Origin of the sequence: Nocardia sp. NPDC052316 (assembly GCF_044547795.1) — a bacterium.
Taxonomy (GTDB): Bacteria; Actinomycetota; Actinomycetes; order Mycobacteriales; family Mycobacteriaceae; genus Nocardia.
Genome location: NZ_JBIUBB010000001.1, coordinates 322,284 through 346,942 on the forward strand (window position 1 = coordinate 322,284; position 24,659 = coordinate 346,942).

Here is a 24,659-nt window from a genome sequence, read left to right on the forward strand (position 1 = left end):
ACCCGAGAAAACAGGTGATGATGAGCACTCGAGACAGCGCAACGAAGCGAAGTCCAGACACGTCCGCCGTCGGCCTCAGCCACCCCAAGCGGGACTGGATGGGCGCGGCCATGCGGGTGATGACGACCATTACCGGGTCGGAACTCGCCGAGAAGTACAACCTGCGCAAGCCGATCGAGCGAGTCACCTACGAGGGCACCAAGACCGGCTTCCGCACGCTCGGCGCAGCCACCCGCGCCTTCGCCAAGGTCACCGGCAACGGGCAGCCGAAGCGGCTCGCCCCGAACGAGGCCAAGAACAAGGACTTCTTCGACCTCACCCCCAGCGACGAGCAGCAGATGATCGTCGAGACGGTGCGGGAATTCGCCGCCGAGATCCTGCGCCCGGCCGCCTACGACGCCGACGCCGCCGCGAAGGCTCCGCGCGACCTGCTCGAGCGCGCCGCCGAGCTGGGCATCACCTTGATCAACGTCCCCGAGGAGCTCGAGGGCGCCGCCTCGGAGCGCGGTGCGGTCACCAATTCGCTGGTAGCCGAGGCGCTTTCGCACGGCGACATGGGTCTGGCCCTGCCGATCCTCGCGCCGAGCGGCGTCGCGGTCGCGCTGTCCCAGTGGGGCACCGACGCGCAGCAGAAGACCTATCTGCCCGCCTTCACCGGCGAGAACGTGCCGCAGGCCTCCGTGGTGATCAGCGAGCCGCGCGCCCTGTTCGACCCGTTCGCGTTGCAGACCAAGGCCGTCCGCTCGCCGAGCGGCTACCGGATCTCCGGCGTGAAGAGCCTCGTGCCCGCCGCCGCGGACGCCGAGCTGTTCCTTATCGCCGCCGAACTCGACGGTCGCCCTTCGCTTTTCATCGTTCCGTCGGACACCCCGGGCCTGGTGGTCGAGGCCGATCCGAGCATGGGTCTGCGGGCCGCCGGTCTCGGCAGGCTGCTGCTGGACAACGTCGCGGTCGGCACCGACGCCATCCTCGGTGACGGCGATGCCAAGCAGCGGGCCGAGGAATACGCCGACGCCGTGCGGCTGGCCCGCCTCGGGTGGGCATCGCTGGCGGTCGGCACCGGCCAGGCCGTGCTCGACTACGTGATTCCCTATGTGAACGAGCGGGTGGCGTTCGGCGAGCCGATCTCGCACCGTCAGGCGGTCGCCTTCATGGTCGCCAACATCGCGATCGAGCTCGACGGCCTGCGGCTGGTCACCCTGCGTGGCGCGTCGCGCGCCGAACAGGGCCTGTCCTTCGCCCGCGAGGCGTCACTGGCCCGAAAGTTGGCCACGGACAAGGGAATGCAGATCGGTCTGGACGGCGTGCAGCTGCTCGGCGGCCACGGCTTCACCAAGGAACACCCGGTCGAGCGCTGGTACCGCGACCTGCGGGGCATCGGCGTCGCCGAAGGTGTCGTGCTCATCTAACCGGCTCGTTCCTTACCTTCCGCGGTGTGAGCGTCAGGCCCGGAGGAGGCCGCGCAGCATAACCACGTAGGGCTGGCGAGCACCGCCGATTCCACACAGGAGACTTCCCATGATCAACCTCGAACTCCCCAAGAAGCTGCGGGCCAGCGCGAACCAGGCCCACCAGGTCGCGACCGAGATCTTCCGGCCGATCTCGCGCAAGTACGACCTCGCCGAGCACGAGTACCCGGTCGAGCTGGACACCATGGCCGCCATGGTGGAAGGCCTCGCCGACTCCGGCACCCAGAAGATCGGCGGCGCCGCAGGCGGCCGTGAGGACGACAGCGAGGCCGACAGCCACGCCACCGAGCTGCTCGGAAACTCCAACGGCGGCAACATGTCCGCGCTGTTGAACGCCCTGGAGACCTCCTGGGGCGACGTCGGCCTGATGCTCTCGATCCCCTACCAGGGGCTCGGCAACGCGGCCATCGCCGCCGTCGCCACCGACGAGCAGCTGAAGCGCTTCGGCAAGGTGTGGGCCTCGATGGCGATCACCGAGCCGTCGTTCGGCTCCGACTCCGCGGCCGTGAGCACCACCGCCGTGCTCGACGGCGACGAGTGGGTGCTCAACGGCGAGAAGATCTTCGTCACCGCGGGCCAGCGGTCCACCCACATCGTGGTGTGGGCGACGGTCGACAAGAGCCTCGGCCGCGCGGCGATCAAGTCGTTCGTCGTGCCGCGCGACGCTCCGGGGCTTTCGGTGGCCCGGCTCGAGCACAAGCTCGGCATCAAGGCCTCCGACACCGCCGTATTGCTGTTGCAGGACTGCCGGATTCCGAAGGACAACATCCTCGGTAGCCCGGAAGTCAACGTGGAGAAGGGTTTTGCCGGGGTCATGCAGACCTTCGACAACACCCGCCCGCTGGTCGCCGCGATGGCGGTGGGTGTCGCCCGCGCCGCGCTCGAAGAGCTGCGTGCCATCCTGACCGACGCCGGTGTCGAGATCTCCTACGACACCCCGCCGAACAACCAGCACGCCGCGGCGGCCGAATTCCTGCGCATGGAAGCCGATTACGAGTCCGCCTACCTGCTGTCGCTGCGCGCGGCGTGGATGGCCGACAACAAGAAGCCGAACTCGCTCGAGGCCTCCATGTCCAAGGCCAAGGCCGGCCGCACCGGCACCGACGTCTCCCTCAAGGCCGTCGAACTCGCCGGCGCCATCGGCTACTCGCAGCGCACCCTGCTGGAGAAGTGGGGTCGCGACTCGAAGATTCTCGACATCTTCGAAGGGACACAACAGATTCAGCAGCTCATCGTGGCTCGCCGGATCCTCGGCAAGACCAGTGCCGAGCTGAAGTAGTAGGTGACACAAGGGAAACCGGTGTGGGTCCGTTCAGAGGACACGCACCGGTTTTCTATTGCGCCAGCAATTGCGCCGTTAGCGCCCCCTGAGTCGCCAGCCGCCGAACCCGATGAGGTCGCTTCGAGCTAGCTGGTTGCTGGCATGCGGGTGAGGTTGGTTGGTAGCATTAGGTCGTCACGCGAGTGATGCTGAGCGGTAGGACCGCCGCGCGAACGACGGCCCTACCTGGTGGGTTACCTAGCCAGCCAAACTCGGCGGACCAAGATGAGTGCCCCGGCGATTGCGACAGCAACGGTCAAGATGATGCCGTAATCGACCGGGGCCTTGCTCTTCTTCTGGCGATGTTTCGCCATCCCCACCACCTCCTCCCTGGGCGCGATGTCTGGACCGTGTCCATCGCCCCTCGGGAGGAAGTGGGCACCACAATACCTCCGTCTACCAACAACTTTCGGCTGCGCTCGAAACCGTGTGCGAACGCGGTGGTTTTGCTTTTGGCCCGCGTGATGACCGCGGCGACGGGGGTTGCAGTCGGGACCTTCGAGACACGTGTGCGCTTGGAACACCCCCTGACCGGAGACCGACACGGTGGGGCGGATAGTGGACCGGATCGGGGAACGCTGGCAACGTAACGGCCTGCGTTTCTTGATCGACAAATTCAGCGGACGAATTTCTTTCGAGCTGTACCAGAGACCCTCGAGGAGCAACTGGATATGGAACGACTGAGCGTGACGCGTCGCCTTGCTACCGTTTTTGCCGCGACCGCGGTGGTAGCGAGTGTTTTTGCAGGTAATGCCGGTGCCGAGCCGGCGACCGTGGACTGGGCCAGTGCCGCGCAGCAGCTGCGGGCGGCCGCCGCGGGTAACCCGGCGGCCGAGCAGGCGGTAGATCGCCTGATGGCGTCGGGACAGGTGAACAAGGCCGGACAGGTGGCGCTGCCTGCGCAGCCGTTCCAGATTCCGGCGCAGTCGGATATCGGCCGCGGCGACGGGCCCGGCGTCTACGGTTCCGGTATCGCTCTCGGAATCGACGGGTTCCGGTTCGGGTTCTTCGGCGGGCCGGGCACGATCGCGCCGAATCAGGCGGGCGCAAAGCTGGAAGTGCTGTGGATCAATCTGTCCAACGGGCGCAGCGGCACCGAGGTGCTCAACGAGCACCAGGACATTCCCGTGGACACCACGATCAGGACGCGCCAGCTCGATACCGGCGGCGGCATGATCGTGGCCGCGGTGTACGGCAGCCTGTGGCACCGCTGGTCGGTTCCGGTGAGCGACGCCAACCCGGATGGGTTCCAGTACCAGCGCGGCACCATCTCGGTGCCGTCGTTCGGGGCCGTCTACAACTGATCGACGCGACGTTTCGGCCCGCACGGCGCGTTCCGTGGGGGCCGAAACATTCTCGGAGCACCCGCGATCGCCCTCTTGTCCGGAATTACGTAGTTCCGTAGCTTTTGTGGCGTGAGTCTGGAAGAGCGGGTTGCGGAACTCGAGCGGCGGCTCAACGACATGGTGGCCGACGAGGGCGGGAAAGAGGCGGGCGAATCCTGGGCGGTGGCCCGCCTGCACGACGAGTTCGTCGCGGGCGACGAACCGAACGGCGGTGTGCTGTTCGCCGGTTCGGCCCGGCTACCGACCGGCGAGCACTACGGCTGGCAGGCGCGGTTCACCACCGGCGACCTCATCGAGGACGATTGGGCAGAAACCGCGGAATGCCTTGCCGCGCTCGGTAATCCGGTGCGGCTACGGCTGTTGCGCGAGATCATGGGTGGCCGAAGGACCGCGGCCGAACTCGTCGGACTGGAGGGCGTCGGCACCTCCGGACAGGTCTATCACCATCTACGTCAGTTGGCGGCCGTCGGCTGGTTGCACACCGCGGGCCGCGGACGTTTCGAGGTGCCCGCGGCCCGCGTGGTGCCACTACTCATCGCCTTGGCCAGCGCACGGCGCTGACCGCCGCGCCGGGCTCAGCAGCGATCGTTGCAGACGCACGGACCGCCGGACTGACAACCGCACTGACAAGCCGGACCACACGTGCAATCCGGTATAACGGCCGATCGAACAAGCTCGAGATTCATCATCGACGCAGCTCCATTCTCTTTCGAGTACCCCCTGCCGGTATCGAACGCGCTCGCGATCGCGCTGTCAAATAGCTCGCAGTCGACCCGAAGACGCGGCGGTGATGTGATCCCCGACACCCCGCTGCTACGGTAGTGACCTGATACGCCGTTTCTATATCGCTAGGTCGAGTACCGACGCGAGTTTGCTGGTGGAGGTGTTCGACATGAAGTTGGCGCACGCGCTGGAGACTGTTAAAGCGCTTGGGGTGCTCCGGTCCCGCGGGGTTTCCGATCCGCGCAAACCACTGGAGACCATCAGGACGATCAAGGAATCCAAGATCTTCGGCCCCCAGGCCACCCTGATCCGGCATGCCGCGCGCATCACGCCCGACTCCCCCGGCCTGGCCGACGAGCGCGGCGAGCTGACCTTCGGCGAGCTCGACAAACAGTCGACCGCGATCGCGCGCGGGTTGCAGGCCGCCGGGATCACCGCGGGCACCGTCATCGGCGTGCTGGCCCGCGACCACCGCGGCCTCATCCTGGCGATGGTCGCCGCGGGAAAGCTCGGCGTTCGGGTGGCGCTGATGAACACCGGCTTCGCCAAGCCGCAGTTCGCCGAGGTGTGCCAGCGCGAGAACATCAAGGCGATGCTGCACGACAGCGAGTTCCTCGACCTGCTCGACGCGCTGCCCGCCGACCTGCCCCGCTTCCTCACCTGGGTCGACGAGGGCACCGAATTGCCCGCGGGCGCACAGACTCTCGACGATCTGGCGGCCGCCAACTCCACCGAGGAGTTGCCCAACCCCGCCAAGCCGGGCGGCTTCATCATCCTCACCAGCGGCACCACCGGCCTGCCCAAGGGCGCGACGCGCAGGAAGGTCTCCCCGCTGGCGACCGCGCAGTTCCTCGACCGAATCCCCTTCCCGTTCCAGGGCGCCCAGGTGATCGTGTCGCCGATCTTCCACAGCACCGGCTTCGGCACCTCGCTCGTCGGCATGGCCATGGGTAACAAGATCGTGGTGCGCAGGCGGTTCGACGCCGAGGCCACTCTGAAGCTGATCGCCGATCACAAGGCGGAGTTGCTGGTCGCGGTGCCGACCATGCTGCACCGGATGACCGAACTGGACCCGGAGATCCGCGCCAAGTACGACACCTCGTCGCTGAAGGCCATCGTGCTCGCGGGCTCGGCGCTCTCACCCGAGCTGACCATGAAGGCCACCAAGGTGTTCGGCCCGGTGCTGTACAACGTGTACGGCTCCACCGAATGCTCGGTCGCCGCGGTGGCCAATCCGGAGGAGCTCGCGCTGGCCCCCGGCACCGTGGGGCGCCCGCCGATCACCTGCGAGGTGCGTCTCTTCGACGACAACGACAAGCAGGTCACCGCGATCAACACGACCGCGCGCATCTTCATCCGCAGCGGCACGCCGTTCGAGGGCTACACCGACGGCCGCAACAAGCAGATCATCGACGGCTTCATGTCCAGCGGTGATGTCGGCCACATCGATGAGCACGGCCTGCTCATGGTGGACGGCCGCGACGACGACATGATCGTCTCCGGCGGCGAGAACGTCTTCCCGCAGGAGGTGGAGAACCTGTTGCTGGAGCGGCCGGACATCTTCGACGCGGCGGTGGTCGGCGTGGACGACGCCGAATTCGGTAAGCGCCTAAGGGCTTTCGTCGTTCCCGAGCCGGGTCAGACGCCCGACGGCGAGGAGATCAAGGCCTACGTCAAGAACAACCTGGCCCGCTACAAGGTGCCGCGCGAGGTGGTTTTCCTCGACGATCTGCCGCGCAACCCGACCGGCAAACTGCTGCGCCGGGTGCTGGTCGAGTACGAGGTCAACGCCTGATCCGACGCGGGGCGACACCGTTTGGTTACCCGACGGTAGGTGCTGTTGAGATACGTGACACATCGGGTTACAGATGCTTGCTATTGTTAGCGACAGCACTGGATCCCGAAGTTGCGGTCCGCACCACCCACCGGCTCATCGCTGGGTGGGGCCGCCGGAAGGTTGTTGTCGAATGGTTGTCTCCTTCCCCGCGTTGAGTGGTACCGCCCGCAAGGCCGGCGTTCTCGCCCTCGGCGTGAACGTCATGGTCAAACGGCGGTTGTTCAATCCGCTCCGGCTCGATCACGCCGCGCGCTCGGCGTTCAACGTGGTCAAGTTCGGCCCGTTCGCGGGCGTCGCCATGCACGCCGCCCAGACCAGGCCCGACGCGGGCGCCATCGTCGACGAGGCGGGCGAGCTGACCTTCGGCCAGCTGAACGAGCAGTCGAACGCGCTGGCTCGCGGCCTCGCCGCACAGGGCATCAAACCCGGTGACGTGGTCGCGGTGCTGGCCCGCGACCATCGCGGCATGGTGCTGAGCCTGCTCGCGACCGGCAAGCTCGGCGTGCGCACGGTGCTGATGAACACCGGCTTCGCCAAGCCGCAGTTCGCCGACGTGGCCGCGCGCGAGCAGGTGAAGGCGGTGCTGCACGACAGCGAGTTCATCGACCTGATGAGCGCCATCCCCGCCGAGATCCCGCGGGTGCTCACCTGGGTCGACGCGAAGGACAATGTCGACCCGTCGGCCCCGACCATCGAGTCGCTGTCGGCGGGCCGGTCCACCGACCCGCTGCCCGCTCCCGCGAAGCCGGGCGGCATGGTCATCCTGACCAGCGGCACCACCGGCACCCCGAAGGGCGCGCCGCGCGACAAGGTGAGCCCGTTCGCCTCGGCCCAGTTCGTCGACCGGGTGCCGCTGCCGCACAACGGCACGATGATCATGGCCGCGCCGATCTTCCACGGCACCGGGCTCTCCCAGTTCACCATCGGCGTCGCCCTCGGCAACCGGGTTGTCTTCCAGCAGCGCCGGTTCGACCCGGAGCAGACGCTGGCGAACATCGTGAAGTACCGGGCCGATTCGCTGGTGGTGGTGCCGACCATGCTGCAGCGCATCCTCGACCTCGACGACGAGGTGCTGGCCAAGTACGACCCGAGCACCATCAAGGTGATCTTCGCGGCGGGCTCGGCCATCGCACCCGACGTCGTCACCCGCACCCTGGACTACTTCGGCGACACCCTCTACAACCTGTACGGCTCCACCGAGTGCGCGGTCATGACGGTCGCCACCCCCGAGGACCTGCGCAAGGCGCCGACCACGGCGGGCAAGCCGCCGGTCGGGATCCGGATCGTGCTGCTGGACGAGAACCGCAAGCCGATCACCGAGCCGAACGTCACCGGCACCATTTTCGTCGACAATGGTTTCGCGTTCACCGGATACACCGACGGCCGCACCAAAGAGGTGGTGGACGGCATGATGTCCAGCGGCGACGTCGGCCACTTCGACGCCGACGGACTGCTGTTCATCGACGGCCGCGACGACGACATGATCGTCTCCGGCGGCGAGAACGTCTTCCCGCTCGAGGTGGAGAACCTGATCGCCGGGCGCGAGGACATCTTCGAGGCCGCCGTGGTCGGGGTGGACGATCGCGAATTCGGCAAGCGTTTGCGGGCGTTCGTCGTACCCGGCCCGGACTCCAAGCGCGATCCGCAGGAGATCAAGGACTTCGTCAAGGCGAACCTGGCCCGCTACAAGGTGCCGCGCGAGGTGATCTTCCTCGACGAGCTGCCCCGCAATGCCACCGGCAAGCTGCTGCGCAAGCCGCTGATCGAGATGGACATCGAGGCGAGCTGAACTCGGCGTGCCCTCGAGGCCGCGCACACACCGTTAACTGAGCTCCCCACACGAATTCACACTCGAATTCGTGTGGGGAGGACAGTGCGGGTGCAGGAGTGATCCGCACGTGATCGGCATTTTCGGTTTCCCGCTGTTTTTCCGGCGTTTGTCGGCGGGGAAGATGCGTGCAATTGGTCGGCTACTATCAGCGCGTGAGTATCGAGTTCGGCCGGTCGACCGCGGGGCATCGCGGCGCCGTCGCGCGGGTGCGCGGTGGCTCGGCCGGGGCGATCTCCGGGACCATTTCCGTTGCGGCCCATGGCTGGGCGTCCGGGGGCATGCCGCCGGGCGGCACGACGCTCGTGCTGTTGGCCGCGGCCGCCGCGGTGATCGGCGCGCTGGTGGCCGGGCTCGCGCCACTGCGTGACACCTCCGTCGGTCTGATCACCGCGCTCGTGGCCGGGCAGCTGCTCGGCCACGTCACCATGGGGTTCGACTCCGGTCGTCTGCACCATGGCGATGCCCAGCTGACGCCGACGATGCTCGCCGCGCATGTGCTCGCGGCCTTTGCCGCCGCACTAGTGATCCGCGGAGCGGAAGCCGCCTACCGAACCGGCACCGCGGTGCTGTTCCGAGTGCTGCGCTCCCCCCGATCCGCACCTGTACTCGCTGACCCCGCGCCGCTGCGCACCACGCACCGAGACCGCGTCATCCTGCGGGTGCTCGCCGCCGCGGCGCTGCGCACCCGGGGTCCGCCACTCACGGTCAGCTGAGCTCGACTCAGCACTTTTCTCACACGAAGACATCGCTCGTCGCCGTCTCGTCAGCACCTGTGTCGTTTCCTCGACACCGCTGCGGCATCGGTTTTTCACCGCCGCCGTCATCGCGAAGCATTGCCGCGCAACGGATATTGCCCGGCGCTCGAAAAGCACCGCTCGCGCCGCCGACGCATGCCGTCTTCGGTCACCGCAGAAGTCCCGACCGACCATCGGGAACTACGCCCGCACACCGGGTTTCCCGAGCTGCAGAAACGAAAAGATCGTGAGCACAACAGAGACCATTACTCCGGGCGCCGAATTACCGCCGCCTCCCGAATCCGCGCCCGCGCGTAAACCGGCGGCGCGAAACGGACTGTACGCATTGGCCATGCGCCTGCATTTCTACGCGGGCATATTCGTCGCCCCGTTCATTCTCATCGCCGCCGTCACCGGCGCCCTGTACGCGATCTCCCCGACCCTCGAGTCGATCGTGTCGCGCGACCTGCTGACGGTCGAGGCGAGCGGCACCCCGAAACCGCTGTCCGAGCAGATCAGCGCCGCCGTCGCGACTCAGCCGCAGCTCGCGCTGGCCGCGGTCGCACCCGCGCCGGGCGCCGAGGACACCACCCGGGTGTTGTTCGACGACCCCTCGCTCGGCGAATCCGAGCGCCGCGCGGTGTTCGTCAACCCGTACACCGCCGAGCCGGTAGGTGACTCCGTTGTCTACGGCAGCTCCGGCGCACTGCCCTTGCGCACCTGGATCGACCGGTTGCACCGGGATCTGCATCTGGGCGAGCCGGGCCGCCTCTACAGCGAGCTGGCCGCGTCCTGGCTGTGGGTAATCGCGTTGGCCGGCCTGATCGTGTGGATCCGCCGGGTGCGCACGCGGCGGAGCCGGACCTCCGCGGGCTGGCTGTTCGCACCGGATCGTTCGCAGCACGGTCGCGGCCGGACGGTGAATTGGCATGGCTCCGTGGGCATGTGGGTGCTGCCGATCATTCTGCTGCTGTCCGCGACCGGCATGACCTGGTCGACCTACGCGGGCGCGAACATCACCGAACTGCGTCAGCAGCTGAGCTGGACCACCCCCGCGGTCACCACCGCACTGCCGGGCACCGCCGCACCGAGCCACGATGCGGGCGGCGATCATCACGGCGGCCACCAGATGTCACCGGTGCCGGGCAACCCGAGCGACCGGATCGCCGAGGTCGACCGGGTCGAGGCGACCGCACGCGCCAACGGCGTGAACCAGGCCGTCGAGATCACCATTCCCGCGCAGCCGGGTCAGGCGTTCGCGGTGAAGGAACGGCGGATGCCCGGCACGTACACCGTCGACGCGGTCGCCGTCGACGGCGCCACCGGTGCGGTCACCGATCGGCTCGCGTACGCCGACTGGCCGCTGATGGCCAAGCTCACCAACTGGGGCATCCAGTTCCACATGGGATTGCTGTTCGGGCTGCTCAACCAGCTGCTGCTGCTCGCCGTCATGATCGGGCTGATCACCGTGCTGGTGCGCGGCTACCTCATGTGGTGGCGCAGGCGCCCGACCCGCAGGACCGGACGCCCCGCGCTGGGCCGGGCACCGCGCCGGGGCGCGTTGCGCCGGACCTCACCATGGATTGCGGTACCGGTGGTGGCCGTGGCGGTGGTGGTCGGCTGGTTCGCCCCGCTGGTCGGGCTGAGCGTGCTCGCCTTCCTCGTGGTAGACGTGCTGGTAGGCGTCGCGGCACGGGTGCGCGCCGCGTAACCCGCAAGGGTTCCTCTCCGGATGACACGGTCCGGCCGTCGGTGACCAGGCCGTCTCGACCGGAGAGGAACCCCGTGCACCCCGAGTGTGCTTGCGCTGTCGCGGAACTCGGGGTGCGGGTTCGGCAAGCGGAGTGTCAAGTGTCGGCGCATGGCATCTACCTCCATTTCATTGCTTCGATCGGTCAGCAGGCCGTAGCTAGCTGTAGAGCCGGGCGACGAACGCCCGCATGTTGGCCAGCATTCGCTCGACCTTCTGCTCGGGGTTCAGGTTCTCCCGGTACCGGTTGCCCAGCGCCGGGGTCTTCTTGCCGCGCGCGTACAGCGAGCAGGCCAGATCCGTGCACATATAGGTGCCGATCGTGTTGCCCTTGCGTCCGGACGGACCCGCTTTGGCCGCCGTCAGCAGGGAGACGCCGCTGCCGGTGTGCGTGGTCAGGCAGATCGAACACATCTGGGCTCGACCCGACCCACCGGTCTCGTAGCGCAGCGCCACGCCGACCAGCTCGTCGTCCTGCGGGATGACCAGATAGCACCGGCCCGGCAGCGACGGGTCGCTCCAGCCGAGGAAGTCGAGGTCGTCCCAGGGGCGTTCATCGAGATCCTTGGGCACCGGCAGCCGTTTGGCCTCGGTTTTGGAACAGTTGATGAACGACGACCTGATGTCGCGCTCGGTCACTGGTTTCATGGCGTTTCCACTCCGTTCCTTCTGATCGGTAACAAACCGCAGTGACGTTACGGGGCGCGACGGCCACCGAACAAACGTATTTCACTCGCAAATGGCCGGGTCGGTCTGTTTGTCACCCAGCGCGCCGGGTATGCGCGGGATGTCCTGAGTCGCCACGACGCGAGCGACCGAGTGAGTGCCCGCCCCGGCGAGGCTGCGGGGTCGGGCGACGAAAGGGGTAGATGTGAGTACGTTGGCCGCCACAGTGGACGTCGAAGTCCCGGTACGCACCGCGTACAACCAGTGGACGCAATTCGAGACGTTCCCCCAATTCATGGAGGGCGTCGAAGAGGTGCGCCAACTCGACGACAAGCACACGCACTGGCGGATCCATGTCGGTCCGGCCACGCGTGAATTCGACGCCACCATTACCGAACAGCACCCCGATGAACGGGTCGCCTGGAAGTCCGACAGCGGCCCCGAGCACGCGGGTGTCATCACGTTCCATCGCCTGAGCGATACCACCACCAGGGTGACCGCCCAGATGGAGGTCGATCCGGAGGGCTTCGTGGAACACGCCGCCGACAAGCTCGGCGTGCTGAAGCACCGCGTCAACGGAGATATGCAGCGCTTCAAGGAGTTCATCGAGAAGCAAGGTCACGAAACCGGCGCCTGGCGCGGCGACATCCCGCGTCCGGACGCCTGAGGTGAAAGGCAGCCAGTCATGGCAACATTTCAGCCGAACGCGGCAACCACCGAATGGACGCCGACCAGAATCGCCGCCCTCGCCGTAGGCGCCGTCTTCTTGATAGTAGGTGTCCTCGGCTTCATCCCGGGTGTCACCACCGACTACGACACGATGACCTTCGCCGGGCACCACTCCGACGCCAAACTGCTAGGCGTGTTCGAAGTTTCGGTGCTGCACAACATCGTGCACCTGCTGTTCGGCGTAGCCGGCCTGCTCGCCGCACGCACCTTCCAGGGCGCCCGCTGGTTCCTGCTCGGCGGCGGCGCCAGCTATCTGGTGCTGTGGCTCTACGGCCTGATCATCGACAAGGGCAGCGCCGCCAACTTCGTCCCGGTCAACGACGCCGACAACTGGCTGCACTTCGGCCTCGGCCTCGGCATGGTCGTCCTTGGTGCCCTGCTGCCCCGACTCGGCGCGCCGGGTCACGCGGGCCAGGGCCGCCAGGCCTTCCGATAATCCCTGCGGCACAACTGAATACGATGTGCCCGAACCCCGCCCGGACAGCCCGGGCGGGGTTCGGTACGTGTCAGGGAACTTCCGACGGCTCGTCCGGCAGCTCCGCGGCGGGCGCCTTCTCGGGCACCGCGATCGGACGCAGGACGACCCAGGCGATGAAGAGCAGGGCGACCACGCCCATGCCGATCCCCGCCCAGAGATTCACATTGATGCCACCGGTTTTGGCTTCATCGGCGGCGGTATGGCTGACCAGGCCGGTAATGATCAGAATTACTCCGTAGCTGCCGAGTAGGGCGCCGACGATGGTGCGGATGTCGAAAAGCATGGCGGCTCCTTATCCGACGATGATGTTGAGAGCGATGACGAGCACCAGGGCGATGCCCGCGAGCAGCACCGGACGCTGATACCAGGGCAGCGAGGCCTGCTCCGGATCGGTGCGCACTTCCTTCGGCGTCTCCGAGTAGACCAGGCCGACGAGCTCGGCGACGGGCTTGGGCTGGGTCACCTGGGTGACCAGCACGCTGACCACGATGTCGACCGCGAACGCCACACCGGCGGCCACGAAACTCGACCCCTGGCCGGACAGGTGGAACACCTCCATCTGGTGCAGGATGAAAATCACTACGGCGGAACCGGTTCCGCAGACCAGACCCATCCAGCCCGCGGTCGGCGTCATCCGTTTCCAGAACATGCCGAGGATGAATGTCGCGAACAGCGGCGCGTTGAAGAAGCTGAACAGCGTCTGCAGGTAGTCCATCATGTTGCTGAAGCTCGACGCGATGAACGCGGTGAAGATCGCCGTCACCGTCGCGCCGATCGTCGCCAACCGGCCGATGGTCAGGTAGTACCCGTCCGGGCGGTCCTTGCGCACGTACTGCTGCCACAGGTCGTAGCTGAACACGGTATTGAACGCCGAGATATTGGCGGCCATGCCGGCCATGAACGCCGCGAGCAGACCCGCGATGCCCACCCCGAGCAGGCCGTTGGGCAGCACATCCTTCATCAGGTACAGCAACGCTTGGTTGTAGGTGGTGTCACCGCTGAAGTCCGGGTTCGCCGTCTTCGCCGCCTTGTACTCGCTCATCTGCGGCACCAGCACCGCGCTGATCATGCCGGGGATCACCACGATCAGCGGGATGAACATCTTCGGGTACGCGCCGATGATCGGGGTGCGACGGGCCGCCGAGATGGAGTGCGTCGCCAACGCGCGCTGCACCTCGACGAAGTTGGTGGTCCAGTACCCGAACGAGAGCACGAACCCGAGCCCGAACACGATGCCGAGCACCGAGAGCATGTTGTTGCCGAACCCGCTGAGCTCGTTGCCCGGCCACGAGTCCAGTTGCGCGGCACCACCCGGCGACGCGGACACCTTCTCCCGCAGCCCGTCCCAGCCGCCGACCTTGTGCAGGCCGACCAGCGTGAGCGGCAGCAGCGCGGCCACGATCACGAAGAACTGCAGTACCTCGTTGTAGATCGCGGCCGACAGCCCGCCGAGGGTGATGTAGGACAGCACGATCACCGCCGCGATGACCACCGACAGCCACAGCGGCCAGCCGAGCAGCACATTCAGGATGGTGCCGAGCAGATACAGGTTGACACCCGCGATCAGCACCTGGGCGATCGCGAAGCTGAGCGCGTTCACCAGGTGCGCGCCGGTGCCGAAGCGCCTGCGCATGAACTCGGGCACGCTGCGCACCTTGGAGCCGTAGTAGAACGGCATCATCACCACGCCGAGGAACAGCATCGCGGGAATCGCGCCGATCCAGAAGTAGTGGAAGGTGGGGAAGCCGAATTGGGCGCCGTTGGCCGACATGCCCATGATCTCGACGGCGCCGAGGTTCGCGGAGATGAACGCGAGACCGGTCACCCAGGCGGGCAGCGAACGCCCGGACAGGAAGAAATCGATGCTGGACGAGACCCGCTGTCTGGCGAGCAAGCCGATGCCGAGTACGAACACGAAATATAAGGCGACCAGGGCGAAGTCGACCGGAGCCGCGTCCAGTCGCAACTCCGAAGCGTCTAAATAGGTCGACGCCGTCGACGGCGGCTCGGCGGCGAGCAGCACGGACGGTAGAACAGGTGAATCGACAAGCGGCACAGCGTCCCTCCTGGCGGTAAAACCGGGCGTCGAGCGAGATCCTTCGTGGTACGAGATCGTGCGTCTACGGATACTGCGTGGCGCGCGCGACTCCCTCGTCGCCGACCGAATGGTGTCGGCCGACACCTACTCTGCGTGATTGTGCCTCACTCGGGGGCCACAATCGTGCACAAAAACACCCAGGGTCGGTACGAGACAGCAGGCAAGCGGGCGCGGTCGCTCAGTCGGCGCGGTGCGCACCGGCTGCGGGCCCGACGACGAAGGTGCGCGGCTCGGCAAAGCCCGCGCGGGCGAACCGATTCCGCACGGCCGCGATCACCGCCTCGGTGCGTTCGCGGTCGACCAGCGCGAGGGCGCTGCCACCGAATCCGCCACCGACCATCCGCGCGCCGTGCGCCCCCGCCGCGAGCGCCGCGGCGACGGCGGCGTCCAGCTCGGGCGTCGACACCTCGAAATCGTCGCGCAGTGAGGCGTGTCCCTCGGTGAGAACCGGCCCGATGGCACGCGGATCGGCGCCACTCCGCAATTTTTCCGCAACTGTCAACACCCGGGCGTTCTCGGTCACCACGTGTCGCGCCCGGCGACGCAACACGGCATCGGTGATCCGGGCGAGCGCGGCCACCGAATCGACGTCACGCAGCGCGGGCACACCCAGTTCCGCGGCGGCAGCCTCACATTGGGCGCGTCGCTCGCCGTAGCCACCGTCGACCAGCTCGTGCGGCTGGCCGGTGTCGATCACCAACAGCTCCAGTCCGAATCGCGCAAGATCGAAGGGAATCTGTTCGTGCGCAACATCATTCGTATCCGGATCGGCGGACTCGGCGGCGAAGCGCCGCACGTCGAGAAACAGCGCGTGCCCCGCCGTGCAGAGGATCGAGGCGGACTGGTCCAGCAAACCGGTCGGCGCGCCGACGTAGCCGTTCTCCGCGGCGCGGGCGAGGTCGATCAGCTCGCGATCGGTGACGGCGGGGGCGAACAGATCCCGCACCGCAATGGCCACCGCGCAGGACAGCGCCGCCGACGACGACAGTCCGGCGCCGATCGGCACGGCGCCGTCCAGCTCGAGCTCGACCCCGCTGATCCGGTGGCCGCGCCGCACGAATTCGGCGACGACGCCGAGCGGGTACCGCGACCAGCTGGGCACCCCGTCCCGGCGTTGCGCGAGCTCGGCCACCTCGACCAGCACGGTCTGCTCCGGCCGCTGCCGGGAGACCACCCGCACCCGCCCGTCCGCGCGCACCCGTGCCGCGCACTCGACCACCAGCGGCAGCGCGATGGGCAGCACGAAGCCGTCGTTGTAATCGGTGTGCTCACCGATGATGTTGACCCGCCCCGGTGCCACCCACTTCTGCACTGTGCCCCTCACTGTCCGTCGACTCCGGTTGCCCTGGACCACGTTACGAGACACGCCGCGCGAGCACTGCTTTCCGCCGTCGGGCGTGCGTGATCGCGTTTCGTGCCGCACAGTCGAATTTGATGTAATACCGGCCTGCAAAATGGGCCGCGCGTTCTCGGAGGCACTATGATTCACACCACCCCACGCAGCGGACTGGTGGGGCCGCGTGGCCGCCTACTCGGGCTGCCGTGGATAGATCGGCTACGCCCGCCCTCGGGCAGGCCGGTCTACGGGTCCCCACTGACGATAGAGATAGGCGCCGCGACGGGGGTAGGGCCGACAGCCATGTCGGCCTTCGATGCGGCGCTGCGCGAGCTGGGAGTGGGTGATGCGAACTTGATTCGGCTCTCGTCGGTCATTCCGCCACGCGCCACCCTCGAACGCACCGCGCGCGTACGCAAACCGATCCCGTGGGGCGACCGCCTCTACTGCGTGTACGCGGCGCAGCACGCGGACGAGCCCGGCCGGACGGCGGCCGCCGGTATCGGTTGGGTCCTGCGCGACGACGGTTCCGGCGCAGGCCTTTTCGTCGAGCACGAGGGCGAGACCACCGAAGAGGTGACCACACTGATCCAGTCGAGTCTCGAAGACATGGCGCGGCATCGGCCCGAGAGCTTCGGGCCGGTCCGCATGTGCACGACCGAAGCCCGGGCCACGAGCGGGCCGACCTGCGCATTGGTGCTGGCCGCCTACCGCACCGCACCGTGGGGTTGGCGCGGATGAAAAGCTATGCCGAGGGGGCCGAGTCCGGGGTGGCGTCGCGAGACAACGTGCACGTCACCGTGGAAAACAAGATTCCGGATGACCAAATAGCCCTGTTCCAGGCCCTGTACGAGGAGGCATTCGGCCCGCTACGCACCAAAGCCATCGCCAGGCAGGTGTTGCATCCCGACGAATTTCGTGCGGAGATGGTCGATCCACGGGTGGACAAGTATGTGGCCCGCCTCGATTCCGGTGAGCCCATCGGAATGATCACGCTGACCAAGCATCTCGAGACGGTCCCGTGGATCAGCCCGGATTACTTCGCCGCCCGCTATCCACAACACGCGGCGCGCAACGCCATCTATTACGCCGGTTTCACCCTGGTTGCGCCAAGTGCCCGACATGGGTCCGCATTTCATGCCATGATCGAGTCAGTTGTCCAGGTTCTCGTTGCCGACCGTGCCGCGGTCGGTTGGGACATTTGCTCGTACAACAACATTCGATTTTCGTTCGCCGACAGTATTCGTGTGATGCTGGAGGAGCAGGCGGATGTCGAGGTCGTGGTGGAGGATTCGCAGATCTACTACGCGGCTCGGTTCACAGGGGATGGAGCGACCTAGGGGGGCTGATGACAGTCAGCGAAGAGCGTTCGGCAGACCAGCGGCACCAGTTCCGAACACGGTGGTACGCCCTGCTCCTCGGGGTGAGCGCGGCCGCGATCGCAGTACATGTGACGGTCGACTCCCAGCTCCTGTCGTTGGTGACACTGACGATCGTCCTCGCGGGCACCGTCGCGATGATCGGCTTCGGTCTCTGGGCGTACCGCCCGACCCACCCCTTGCCCTGGTATCTGCTGTCGGCCTCGGCGGTGCTGTCCGGCACCGGCGCCGCCCTGCGCAATATCGCCGAACCTGGCCTGCACCCGCTCGACGATGTGTTCACGCTGCTCGGATACATGGGCGTCGGCCTCGCCGCGCTGATTTGGCTGCGCCCGCGTCGCGTTCGCTCGAACTACGACCTGCTGCTGGACTCCGCGCTGATCGGGCTCGGCGCACTGCTCGCGTCCTGGACGTTCCTGATCTCACCGATCTTGCAGGCCCACAACACCACCCTGAACACGATGGTGGCCGCCTCCTACCCGGTGTTGGACGCGATGCTGTTGACGCTGATCGCGCATTCGGTGGCCACGTCGATCCGCTCGGAATCCTCGCTGCGCCTGCTCCACGTCGGACTGTTCGCGGCGTTGCTCGGCGACCTCGGCTACAGCCTCGAGACAACGGGCGCCATGACGATCGGCCGCCAGATGCTGATGGTGCCACTGCTCGCGGCGTACGCGATCGTCGGCGTCGCGGCGCTGCACCCGACGATGACGAGCCTCGGTACGCCGCGACAGATCCATCCGCACCATTCCCGGCAGCGCGCCAGCTTCATCGCGATGGCGTTGATCGTGGCGTCGTTGGTCCCCGTGGTCGGCTCCGCGCTGGACCCGCTGAACCGAGTGGTGGTGTCCTCGCTGTTCGCGCTGCTGCTCATCGGGGTGCTGGTGCGCAGCGAGCGGGCCATCGTGCGCAGCTCCCGCAGTGAGCGGCGCGCGCAGTATCAGGCCGATCACGACGTACTCACCGGGCTGTTGAACCGATCGGCGTTGCTGCGCGCGCTGAACCGCAACAGCGAGCGCTGGGCCGAGCAGCCGCTGTGCCTGCTGTTCATCGACCTGGACGGCTTCAAGATGGTCAACGACAGCTACGGGCACGCGGTCGGTGACGAGCTGATCGCGAACGCGGCCTCGCGAATTCGCCGGGTGGTACTGCGCGACGACGTGGTCGCGCGCTACGGCGGCGACGAATTCGTGGTGCTGTCGCCGCTCGACCGGCCGCAGGCCGCGACGCTCGCCGAGCAGCTGCTCGGCGCGTTCGTCCGGCCGTTCGACCTGAGCGCGGGCGAGATTCCGATCACCGCGAGCATCGGTATCGCCTGCGGCAGCCCGCGCAGCGCCGAATCGACCGTCTACGACCTCATCCGGGATGCGGATTCGGCCATGTATCACGCGAAGGAATACTCGCTCGGCTACGCGTTCCACGACGACGCGCGGCACGCGCCCGATTCTCCTGTGCGACACATGACGGGCGACCCGGCGCGGCATGCCGCCACCGAGCCGGGCCGGCGGATCTGGCGCGCGAGCCCCAGATCCACCAGCACCGCGGTCTGAGCTAGTCGACCAGTTCGTCGAGCAGGCGCTTGGCGGCCTCCAGCTCGGCCTGTAGCTGCTGCACCTTGGCCTCCTGCGCCTCCCTGGCCGCGTCGAGGATGCCGGCCACCACGTCGGCCACCTCGGGGTGCAGGATCTTGGCGGCTTGCGCCACGGCCGAACTCGGCACCGCGAGCCCGCGCACGGCGCGCTTCTTGCCGCTGACGACGTCGACGGACCATTCGCCGTCGGCGGTGCCGGTCAGGGTGACGGTGACCTCGGCCGCCTTCGCCTTCGGCCGGGCGGGCGCCTTGGCCGCCTTGGCCGGAGCCGGGGTGGACTTGGCGGCGGGCTTGCTCGCGCCGCCGTCCTGATCGTCGGATTCCGGGGTGCTCGCAATGGGTTTCGGGACGACCGGTGGCGGCGTGACAGAACTGGGGGTGGGTGGTGTCGCAGTGCTCGTCAAGGTCGACGGCTGGGTCACGGGTGATTCCTTCCTGGTTGTCGACTTCGGCTGGGCAGTGGAAACAGGTGCCGCCCCTCGGGGTGGCTTGGTCAACGTCACTTCTGTCGGAGAAAAGGACAGTACATCCTTCGATCCGGTGGGCCGGACCTGCAGGAAGTCTCCGTCGGCCGGGTCGCCGAGGGAGATCACCTTTCCCGACCGTCCTTCCGGTACGCCCACCGCGGCGGCGGTGAACCACACCATGGGCGGTCGGCCACCGGCGATATCCGTGGCGATCCGCTGAATCTCGCTGTCCGACAATGGCTTGGGCTTGGTTTTGGGCGACGGCATGGTGACTCCGAGCAATATTCGTGGATGGCTGCGTGCACAGATGATGCCGCACCGCACCGACAGATTCGCAGGCCGCTACGAAATCGAGTCCCAGAACACGATTCTCGCGGGGCCAGCGAATATCGAGCTACGGCCGCATCCCGCGCCGAATCGCCGGTTCGCTCAGTCGCCGTCGAGCGGCGCGCGCAACGCCGGGAACCAAATATCGGTGAGCACCTCGGCGGCGCGTTCCGCGGAGACGTTGATGGTGCCCTGGACCGCCCAGCGGGTGAAAAATCGCTCCAGTTGGGCGACAAGCAGTTCCACCCGCAGCCGCGCCTCGTCGGCGCGTTCGGCCGGCCAGCGGGCGAGGTAAGAGGTCATCGCGTTTGGCAGCGCCAGGATGCCGTTGCGCGCGATCTCCCGGAATTCCGGCTCCAGCGCGGTGGCCTCGTCCCAGGCGGGCAGCAGGTCCTTGTACTCGTGGAACCAGTCGATGGCCCTGGTCACCCAGGCGACGAACTCGGCGCGCGAGCCGGTGTCGAGCACCCGGTCCAGATCCTCGTAGAAGTGCAACGCGCTGGGCGCGGTGCTCTGCTCGGCGATCGCGCGCAGCACCTCGAGCTTGCTGGTGAAGTGCAGATAGAAGGTGGCCCGGCTGCAACCGACCGCCGCGACGATGTCGTCGACCCGCACCGCCGCGTAGCCGCGCGTGCTGAACAGCTCCTTCGCCCCGGCCAGCAGCCGGATCCTGGTCTGCTGCTTCTGCTCGTCGCGCAGGCTGCCGCCCGCCGGCGTCGAGTTCGTGCGCAACGGCTACCCCTTGTCGGTGGAAAGTTGTGCTGACGTGCGACTTTCGCTGGGGCAAGTCTACTGATGCCCGTGCCGTCCGTGCCTTCACTAGACAATAAGTCATTCACTAGACACGATGTCTAGCCAGTGTTACGTTGTTGCCTACGTCACCCCCGAAGCCGCACTGCTACGGACGGTTCCGGCGCCGGGCGCGCCACCGCTGGTGACCCCCTCCCAGCACGAGGACAAGTGAATTGACTCGAACCGATCTGCCCAGGGTCTGCGTCATCGGCGCCGGCCCCTCCGGGATCACCGCCGCGAAACGCCTGCAGGACTTCGGCATTCCCTTCGAGGTGTTCGAAGCCTCGGACGAGGTCGGCGGCAACTGGTACTTCAAGAATCCCAACGGAATGTCGGCGTGCTACCAGTCACTACACATCGACACCAGCAAGTTCCGCCTGGCATTCGAGGACTATCCCGCGCCGGCGGGCTGGCCGGATTTCCCGCATCATTCGCAGCTGTTCCAGTACTTCAAGGATTACGTCGACCATTTCGGCTTCCGGGACAGAATTCGGTTCGCCAGCTTGGTCACCGCGGCCGAGCGGCAGGCGGACGGGCGCTGGCTGGTCACCGCGAACGACGGTCGTACCCGCGACTACGACGCGCTGATCGTCTGCAACGGCCACCACTGGGATCCACGCATGCCCGAATACCCCGGCGAATTCGACGGTGTGCTGATGCACAGCCACGCCTACAACGATCCGTTCGATCCGGTCGATATGCGCGGCAAGAAGGTCGTGGTCGTCGGTATGGGCAACTCAGGACTCGATATCGCCTCGGAGCTGTCGCAGCGCTTCGTCGCGGCGAAGCTCACCGTCTCCGCCCGGCGTGGGGTGTGGGTGCTGCCGAAGTATGTGCACGGCAAGGTCGGCGACAAGCAGAGCGTGCCCGCGTGGATGCCGCGCAGGGTCAGCCTCAAACTCAAGCAGCGCTTCGTCCGTAAGTTCCGCGGTGACATGGAGTTCTACGGGTTACCCAAGCCCGATCACGCGCCGTTCGAGGCGCATCCGTCGGCCAGCGAGGAGTTCCTGCACCGCGCGGGCTGCGGCGATATCGCGTTCAAGCCGGCCATTACGGCGCTGGAGGGCCCGCGGGTGCGCTTCGCCGACGGCAGCACCGAGGAGGTGGACGTGATCGTCTGCGCCACCGGCTATCACATCAGCTTCCCGTTCTTCGCGGATCCGAACCTGGTGCCGGATGAGCAGAACCGCATGCCCCTGTTCCAGCAGATGATGAAGCCGGGTGTGGACAACCTGTTCTATCTGGGCTTGGCGCAGCCGCTGCCGACGCTGGTGAACTTCGCCGAGCAGCAGAGCAAGCTGGTCGCCGCCTACCTGACGGGGAAGTACCTGCCGCCCACCGAAGCGGAGATGCACGAGGCGATTCGTGCGGCCGAGCAGCGCCGGGCCGGGCGCTACTACGACTCGCCGCGACACACGATTCAGCTCGAGTTCGAGCCGTACGTCCGCGACATGAACAAGGAAATGGCAAGGGGTGCAAAGCGTGCCGCCGCCAAGGGGTACGCACTGCCGGTGCCTGCCCGCGCACTCGAGCACGCGTGAGCGAGCGAACCATGGACACAGCGCCCCCGGCGAGTGAGCGGACAACGATGACTACTTCCGGTTTCTGCGCCGATCAATTCGCCGGCGTACGCACAGAATTGGCGAATCAACTGGCCGCGGGCGAGGAACTCGGCGCGGCGATCTGTGTGACGGTCGGCGGCGAGCCGGTGGTCGATATCTGGGGCGGGCACCGCGACAGCGCGCGCACCGTGCCGTGGACCGAGGACACGCTTGTCAATGTCTTCTCGATCAGCAAGACGATGACCGCGCTGTGCGCACTGCTGCTCGTCGATCGTGGCGAGCTGGATGTGCGGCAGCGGGTCGCGCACTACTGGCCGGAGTTCGCGGCGAACGGCAAGGGCGACATCGAGATCCGACAGCTGCTCGGGCACACCTCCGGGGTCTCCGGCTGGGAGCAACCGATCGAGCTGGCCGATATCTACGACACCGAGGCGGCCAGCGCCCGGCTCGCGGCACAGTCGCCGTGGTGGACGCCGGGCACCGCATCGGGCTATCACGCGCTCAACTACGGCCACCTGGTCGGCGAGGTGATCCGCCGCATCACCGGCCGCGGCCTCGGGCAGTTCTTCGCCGAAGAGCTCGCCGGGCCGTTGCGCGCCGACTTCCATATCGGCACCGCCCCCGAACACCATCACCGGATCGCGCCGTTGGTACCGCCGCCGATGCTGGAGTTCGACATGGCCTCGCTCGATCAGACGAGCATCCTGGTCAAGACCCTCACCAGTCCCCTGCTCGATCTCGCGGAGGCCAACAGCACCGCATGGCGGCAGGCCGAGATCGGCGCGGTGAACGGCCACGGCAATGCCCGTTCGGTGGCGCGAATCCAGTCGCTGGTCTCCGGCGGCGGCACGATGGACGGGCGAAAGATGCTGTCGGAGAAGACCATCGAGCTGATCTTCGAGCAGCAGTCGGACGGCCCCGATCTGGCGCTGCTGCTGCCGCTGCGCTTCGGTATCGGTTACGGCCTGCCACAGCGGCAGACCGCACCGCAGGTGCCCGAGGGCCGGGTCTGCTGGTGGGCCGGGCTCGGCGGCGCCATCGTCGTCAACGACCTGGACCGGCGAATCACCTTCGCCTACACCATGAACAAGATGGCGCCCGGCCTGATCGGCTCCGCCCGCGCCGACGCCTACCTGCGCGCGGTCTTCACCGCGGTGGGTGCCGAGGTCGGCGCGTGATGCGGGCGCTGCAACTCACCGAGCCGGGCGTGCTCGAGCTGCGCGAGGTTCCGGTCCCCGAGATCGGCCCGACCGAGTTGTTGCTGCGGGTGGGCGCGGCCGGGATCTGCCACTCCGATCTGCACGTGCTGCATATTCCGTTCCGAATGCGCGAGGAGCCACTGACTCTCGGGCACGAGGTCGCGGGCACCATCGAGGCGATCGGCGCCGAGGTCGACGGCCGCACCGCAGGTGAACGCGGCATCGTCTACCTGTGCTGGTCGTGCGGCGAGTGCCGGGAATGCGTGTCCGGCAACGAGAATGTCTGCTTGGCCGCAGGCCGCACCGCGATGCCGCCGTGTCCCGGGCTCGGTCCGGACGGCGGCATGGCCGAGTACATCCGCATCCCCGCACGCGCTTTCGTGCCGATCGGCGACCTCGACTTCGCGCAGGCCGCCCCGCTCGCCGATGCCGCACTGTCCAGCTATCACGCGATCCGCGGTGCCCGCGACCACCTTCGGCCAGGGTCGGTCGCGGTGGTGATCGGTATCGGCGGTCTCGGCCATGTCGCGGTGCAGATCCTCGCCGCGACCAGCGCAACCCGGGTGATCGCGGTCGACGTCGGCGCGGACAAGCTCGCCCTGGCCGCCCGGTGCGGTGCGGCCGAGGGCCTGCTCGCGGATGCCGACACCGCGCGCCATATTCTCGACCGCACCGCCGGTCGCGGCGCCGACGCGGTCTTCGACTTCGTGGGCGTCGATCAGACCGCCACGCTCGCCGTGGAGTCGGTTGCCCCGAACGGCGCCTATCGGATGATCGGCCTCGGCGGCGGTGCGCCGGAGCTCACCGCGGGCCCCGCAGGCGGGCCGGGCTGGCCGTGGGGTGCGTCGGTACGAAAGTCCTACGGCGGCACCAAGTCCGACTTGATCGAGTCCGTCGCCCTGGCCCGGTCGGGCAAGCTCACGGTCGAGCTCGAGCGATACGACCTGGCGGCGGGCCGCGCGGCGCTCGACCGGCTGGAGCGCGGACTGGTCACCGGCCGCGCGGTATTGGTTCCGTAGACGAG

Annotated in this window: 22 protein-coding genes; 16 read left to right on the top strand and 6 right to left on the bottom strand. The window is 67.3% G+C overall.

Annotated elements, in window-relative coordinates; translation table 11 throughout:
- Positions 1–14 precede the first annotated feature (14 nt).
- From ACIHA7_RS01435 to ACIHA7_RS01470, 8 genes are all read left to right on the top strand, one after another.
- A complete protein-coding gene (locus ACIHA7_RS01435) occupies positions 15–1,409 on the top strand; it encodes an acyl-CoA dehydrogenase family protein (RefSeq protein ID WP_397284394.1) in 1,395 nt (464 codons plus the stop codon).
- A 109-nt stretch (positions 1,410–1,518) separates the two neighbouring features.
- Positions 1,519–2,748: an acyl-CoA dehydrogenase family protein gene (locus ACIHA7_RS01440; RefSeq protein WP_397284396.1), complete on the top strand. Its 1,230-nt coding sequence runs from the start codon at positions 1,519–1,521 to the stop codon at positions 2,746–2,748.
- Positions 2,749–3,461: 713 nt separating this feature from the next.
- Positions 3,462–4,094, top strand: a complete 633-nt coding sequence (locus ACIHA7_RS01445; RefSeq protein ID WP_397284398.1) for a hypothetical protein — start codon at positions 3,462–3,464, stop codon at positions 4,092–4,094.
- 111 nt (positions 4,095–4,205) lie between these two features.
- Positions 4,206–4,697 carry an ArsR/SmtB family transcription factor gene (locus ACIHA7_RS01450; RefSeq protein WP_397284400.1) on the top strand — a complete coding sequence of 164 codons (492 nt, stop codon included), beginning with the start codon at positions 4,206–4,208 and terminating at the stop codon, positions 4,695–4,697.
- 331 nt (positions 4,698–5,028) lie between these two features.
- Entirely contained in the window at positions 5,029–6,654 is a 1,626-nt protein-coding gene (locus tag ACIHA7_RS01455; protein WP_397284402.1) for an acyl-CoA synthetase, read from the top strand.
- A 172-nt stretch (positions 6,655–6,826) separates the two neighbouring features.
- Positions 6,827–8,485, top strand: a complete 1,659-nt coding sequence (locus ACIHA7_RS01460) for an acyl-CoA synthetase (protein WP_397284404.1) — start codon at positions 6,827–6,829, stop codon at positions 8,483–8,485.
- A gap of 194 nt (positions 8,486–8,679) precedes the next feature.
- Entirely contained in the window at positions 8,680–9,240 is a 561-nt protein-coding gene (locus tag ACIHA7_RS01465) for a hypothetical protein (protein ID WP_397284406.1), read from the top strand.
- 268 nt (positions 9,241–9,508) lie between these two features.
- The gene (locus ACIHA7_RS01470) at positions 9,509–10,972 is read left to right on the top strand and encodes a PepSY-associated TM helix domain-containing protein (RefSeq protein ID WP_397284408.1); all 1,464 of its coding nucleotides are present in this window, start codon (positions 9,509–9,511) and stop codon (positions 10,970–10,972) included.
- 198 nt (positions 10,973–11,170) lie between these two features.
- On the opposite strand, the gene ACIHA7_RS01475 is transcribed toward ACIHA7_RS01470, so the two are convergent.
- Positions 11,171–11,659, bottom strand: coding sequence for an FBP domain-containing protein (locus tag ACIHA7_RS01475; RefSeq protein WP_397284410.1), 489 nt, complete (start codon positions 11,657–11,659; stop codon positions 11,171–11,173).
- Positions 11,660–11,882: 223 nt separating this feature from the next.
- Between ACIHA7_RS01475 and ACIHA7_RS01480 the strand changes: the two genes are divergently transcribed.
- Both ACIHA7_RS01480 and ACIHA7_RS01485 read left to right on the top strand, forming a co-directional pair.
- Positions 11,883–12,344 (top strand): SRPBCC family protein, encoded by a 462-nt coding sequence (locus ACIHA7_RS01480; RefSeq protein WP_107658875.1) that lies wholly within the window; start codon positions 11,883–11,885, stop codon positions 12,342–12,344.
- Positions 12,345–12,362: 18 nt separating this feature from the next.
- Positions 12,363–12,842: a DUF4383 domain-containing protein gene (locus ACIHA7_RS01485; protein WP_397284412.1), complete on the top strand. Its 480-nt coding sequence runs from the start codon at positions 12,363–12,365 to the stop codon at positions 12,840–12,842.
- 70 nt (positions 12,843–12,912) lie between these two features.
- Here the strand turns inward: ACIHA7_RS01485 and ACIHA7_RS01490 are convergent, their stop codons facing one another.
- The 3 genes from ACIHA7_RS01490 to galK all read right to left on the bottom strand — a co-directional run bounded on the left by ACIHA7_RS01490 (position 12,913) and on the right by galK (position 16,294).
- The gene (locus tag ACIHA7_RS01490; RefSeq protein WP_397284414.1) at positions 12,913–13,167 is read right to left on the bottom strand and encodes a hypothetical protein; all 255 of its coding nucleotides are present in this window, start codon (positions 13,165–13,167) and stop codon (positions 12,913–12,915) included.
- Positions 13,168–13,176: 9 nt separating this feature from the next.
- Positions 13,177–14,850 carry a sodium:solute symporter family protein gene (locus ACIHA7_RS01495; RefSeq protein ID WP_397286437.1) on the bottom strand — a complete coding sequence of 558 codons (1,674 nt, stop codon included), beginning with the start codon at positions 14,848–14,850 and terminating at the stop codon, positions 13,177–13,179.
- A 310-nt stretch (positions 14,851–15,160) separates the two neighbouring features.
- Positions 15,161–16,294, bottom strand: a complete 1,134-nt coding sequence (galK, locus tag ACIHA7_RS01500) for a galactokinase (protein ID WP_397284416.1) — start codon at positions 16,292–16,294, stop codon at positions 15,161–15,163.
- Between the two features lie 168 nt (positions 16,295–16,462).
- On the opposite strand from galK, the gene ACIHA7_RS01505 reads away from it, so the two are divergent.
- Genes ACIHA7_RS01505 through ACIHA7_RS01515 form a run of 3 tightly spaced genes read left to right on the top strand, consistent with a single transcriptional unit; the run spans position 16,463 to position 19,247 of the window.
- Positions 16,463–17,059, top strand: a complete 597-nt coding sequence (locus tag ACIHA7_RS01505) for a pyruvoyl-dependent arginine decarboxylase (RefSeq protein WP_397284418.1) — start codon at positions 16,463–16,465, stop codon at positions 17,057–17,059.
- Positions 17,056–17,658 carry a hypothetical protein gene (locus ACIHA7_RS01510; protein ID WP_397284420.1) on the top strand — a complete coding sequence of 201 codons (603 nt, stop codon included), beginning with the start codon at positions 17,056–17,058 and terminating at the stop codon, positions 17,656–17,658. The genes ACIHA7_RS01505 and ACIHA7_RS01510 overlap by 4 nt, the downstream gene beginning before the upstream one ends.
- 8 nt (positions 17,659–17,666) lie before the next feature.
- Positions 17,667–19,247, top strand: a complete 1,581-nt coding sequence (locus ACIHA7_RS01515) for a diguanylate cyclase domain-containing protein (protein ID WP_397284422.1) — start codon at positions 17,667–17,669, stop codon at positions 19,245–19,247.
- A 1-nt stretch (position 19,248) separates the two neighbouring features.
- Here the strand turns inward: ACIHA7_RS01515 and ACIHA7_RS01520 are convergent, their stop codons facing one another.
- Complete coding sequence (locus tag ACIHA7_RS01520; RefSeq protein ID WP_397284424.1) at positions 19,249–20,022, bottom strand: DUF6319 family protein; 774 nt, start codon at positions 20,020–20,022, stop codon at positions 19,249–19,251.
- Between the two features lie 162 nt (positions 20,023–20,184).
- On the bottom strand, positions 20,185–20,814 hold the full coding sequence (locus ACIHA7_RS01525) for a TetR/AcrR family transcriptional regulator (protein ID WP_397284426.1): 630 nt from the start codon (positions 20,812–20,814) through the stop codon (positions 20,185–20,187).
- Between the two features lie 233 nt (positions 20,815–21,047).
- On the opposite strand from ACIHA7_RS01525, the gene ACIHA7_RS01530 reads away from it, so the two are divergent.
- Genes ACIHA7_RS01530 through ACIHA7_RS01540 form a run of 3 tightly spaced genes read left to right on the top strand, consistent with a single transcriptional unit; the run spans position 21,048 to position 24,654 of the window.
- A complete protein-coding gene (locus ACIHA7_RS01530) occupies positions 21,048–22,415 on the top strand; it encodes a flavin-containing monooxygenase (RefSeq protein WP_397284428.1) in 1,368 nt (455 codons plus the stop codon).
- Between the two features lie 47 nt (positions 22,416–22,462).
- Positions 22,463–23,614, top strand: coding sequence for a serine hydrolase domain-containing protein (locus ACIHA7_RS01535; protein ID WP_397284430.1), 1,152 nt, complete (start codon positions 22,463–22,465; stop codon positions 23,612–23,614).
- Entirely contained in the window at positions 23,614–24,654 is a 1,041-nt protein-coding gene (locus ACIHA7_RS01540; protein WP_397284432.1) for an NAD(P)-dependent alcohol dehydrogenase, read from the top strand. Before ACIHA7_RS01535 ends, ACIHA7_RS01540 begins: the two co-directional genes overlap by 1 nt.
- The last annotated feature ends 5 nt before the right edge of the window (positions 24,655–24,659 follow it).

Bases quoted from the DNA above. Each gene is read 5' to 3' on its own strand.
- ACIHA7_RS01440 (WP_397284396.1), top strand. From the start codon at position 1,519: ATGATCAACCTCGAACTCCCCAAGAAGCTGCGGGCCAGCGCGAACCAG.
- ACIHA7_RS01445 (WP_397284398.1), top strand. From the start codon at position 3,462: ATGGAACGACTGAGCGTGACGCGTCGCCTTGCTACCGTTTTTGCCGCG.
- ACIHA7_RS01455 (WP_397284402.1), top strand. From the start codon at position 5,029: ATGAAGTTGGCGCACGCGCTGGAGACTGTTAAAGCGCTTGGGGTGCTC.
- ACIHA7_RS01460 (WP_397284404.1), top strand. From the start codon at position 6,827: ATGGTTGTCTCCTTCCCCGCGTTGAGTGGTACCGCCCGCAAGGCCGGC.
- ACIHA7_RS01475 (WP_397284410.1), bottom strand. From the start codon at position 11,659: ATGAAACCAGTGACCGAGCGCGACATCAGGTCGTCGTTCATCAACTGT.
- ACIHA7_RS01485 (WP_397284412.1), top strand. From the start codon at position 12,363: ATGGCAACATTTCAGCCGAACGCGGCAACCACCGAATGGACGCCGACC.
- ACIHA7_RS01490 (WP_397284414.1), bottom strand. From the start codon at position 13,167: ATGCTTTTCGACATCCGCACCATCGTCGGCGCCCTACTCGGCAGCTAC.
- ACIHA7_RS01505 (WP_397284418.1), top strand. From the start codon at position 16,463: ATGATTCACACCACCCCACGCAGCGGACTGGTGGGGCCGCGTGGCCGC.
- ACIHA7_RS01510 (WP_397284420.1), top strand. From the start codon at position 17,056: ATGAAAAGCTATGCCGAGGGGGCCGAGTCCGGGGTGGCGTCGCGAGAC.
- ACIHA7_RS01515 (WP_397284422.1), top strand. From the start codon at position 17,667: ATGACAGTCAGCGAAGAGCGTTCGGCAGACCAGCGGCACCAGTTCCGA.
- ACIHA7_RS01520 (WP_397284424.1), bottom strand. From the start codon at position 20,022: ATGCCGTCGCCCAAAACCAAGCCCAAGCCATTGTCGGACAGCGAGATT.
- ACIHA7_RS01535 (WP_397284430.1), top strand. From the start codon at position 22,463: ATGACTACTTCCGGTTTCTGCGCCGATCAATTCGCCGGCGTACGCACA.
- ACIHA7_RS01540 (WP_397284432.1), top strand. From the start codon at position 23,614: ATGCGGGCGCTGCAACTCACCGAGCCGGGCGTGCTCGAGCTGCGCGAG.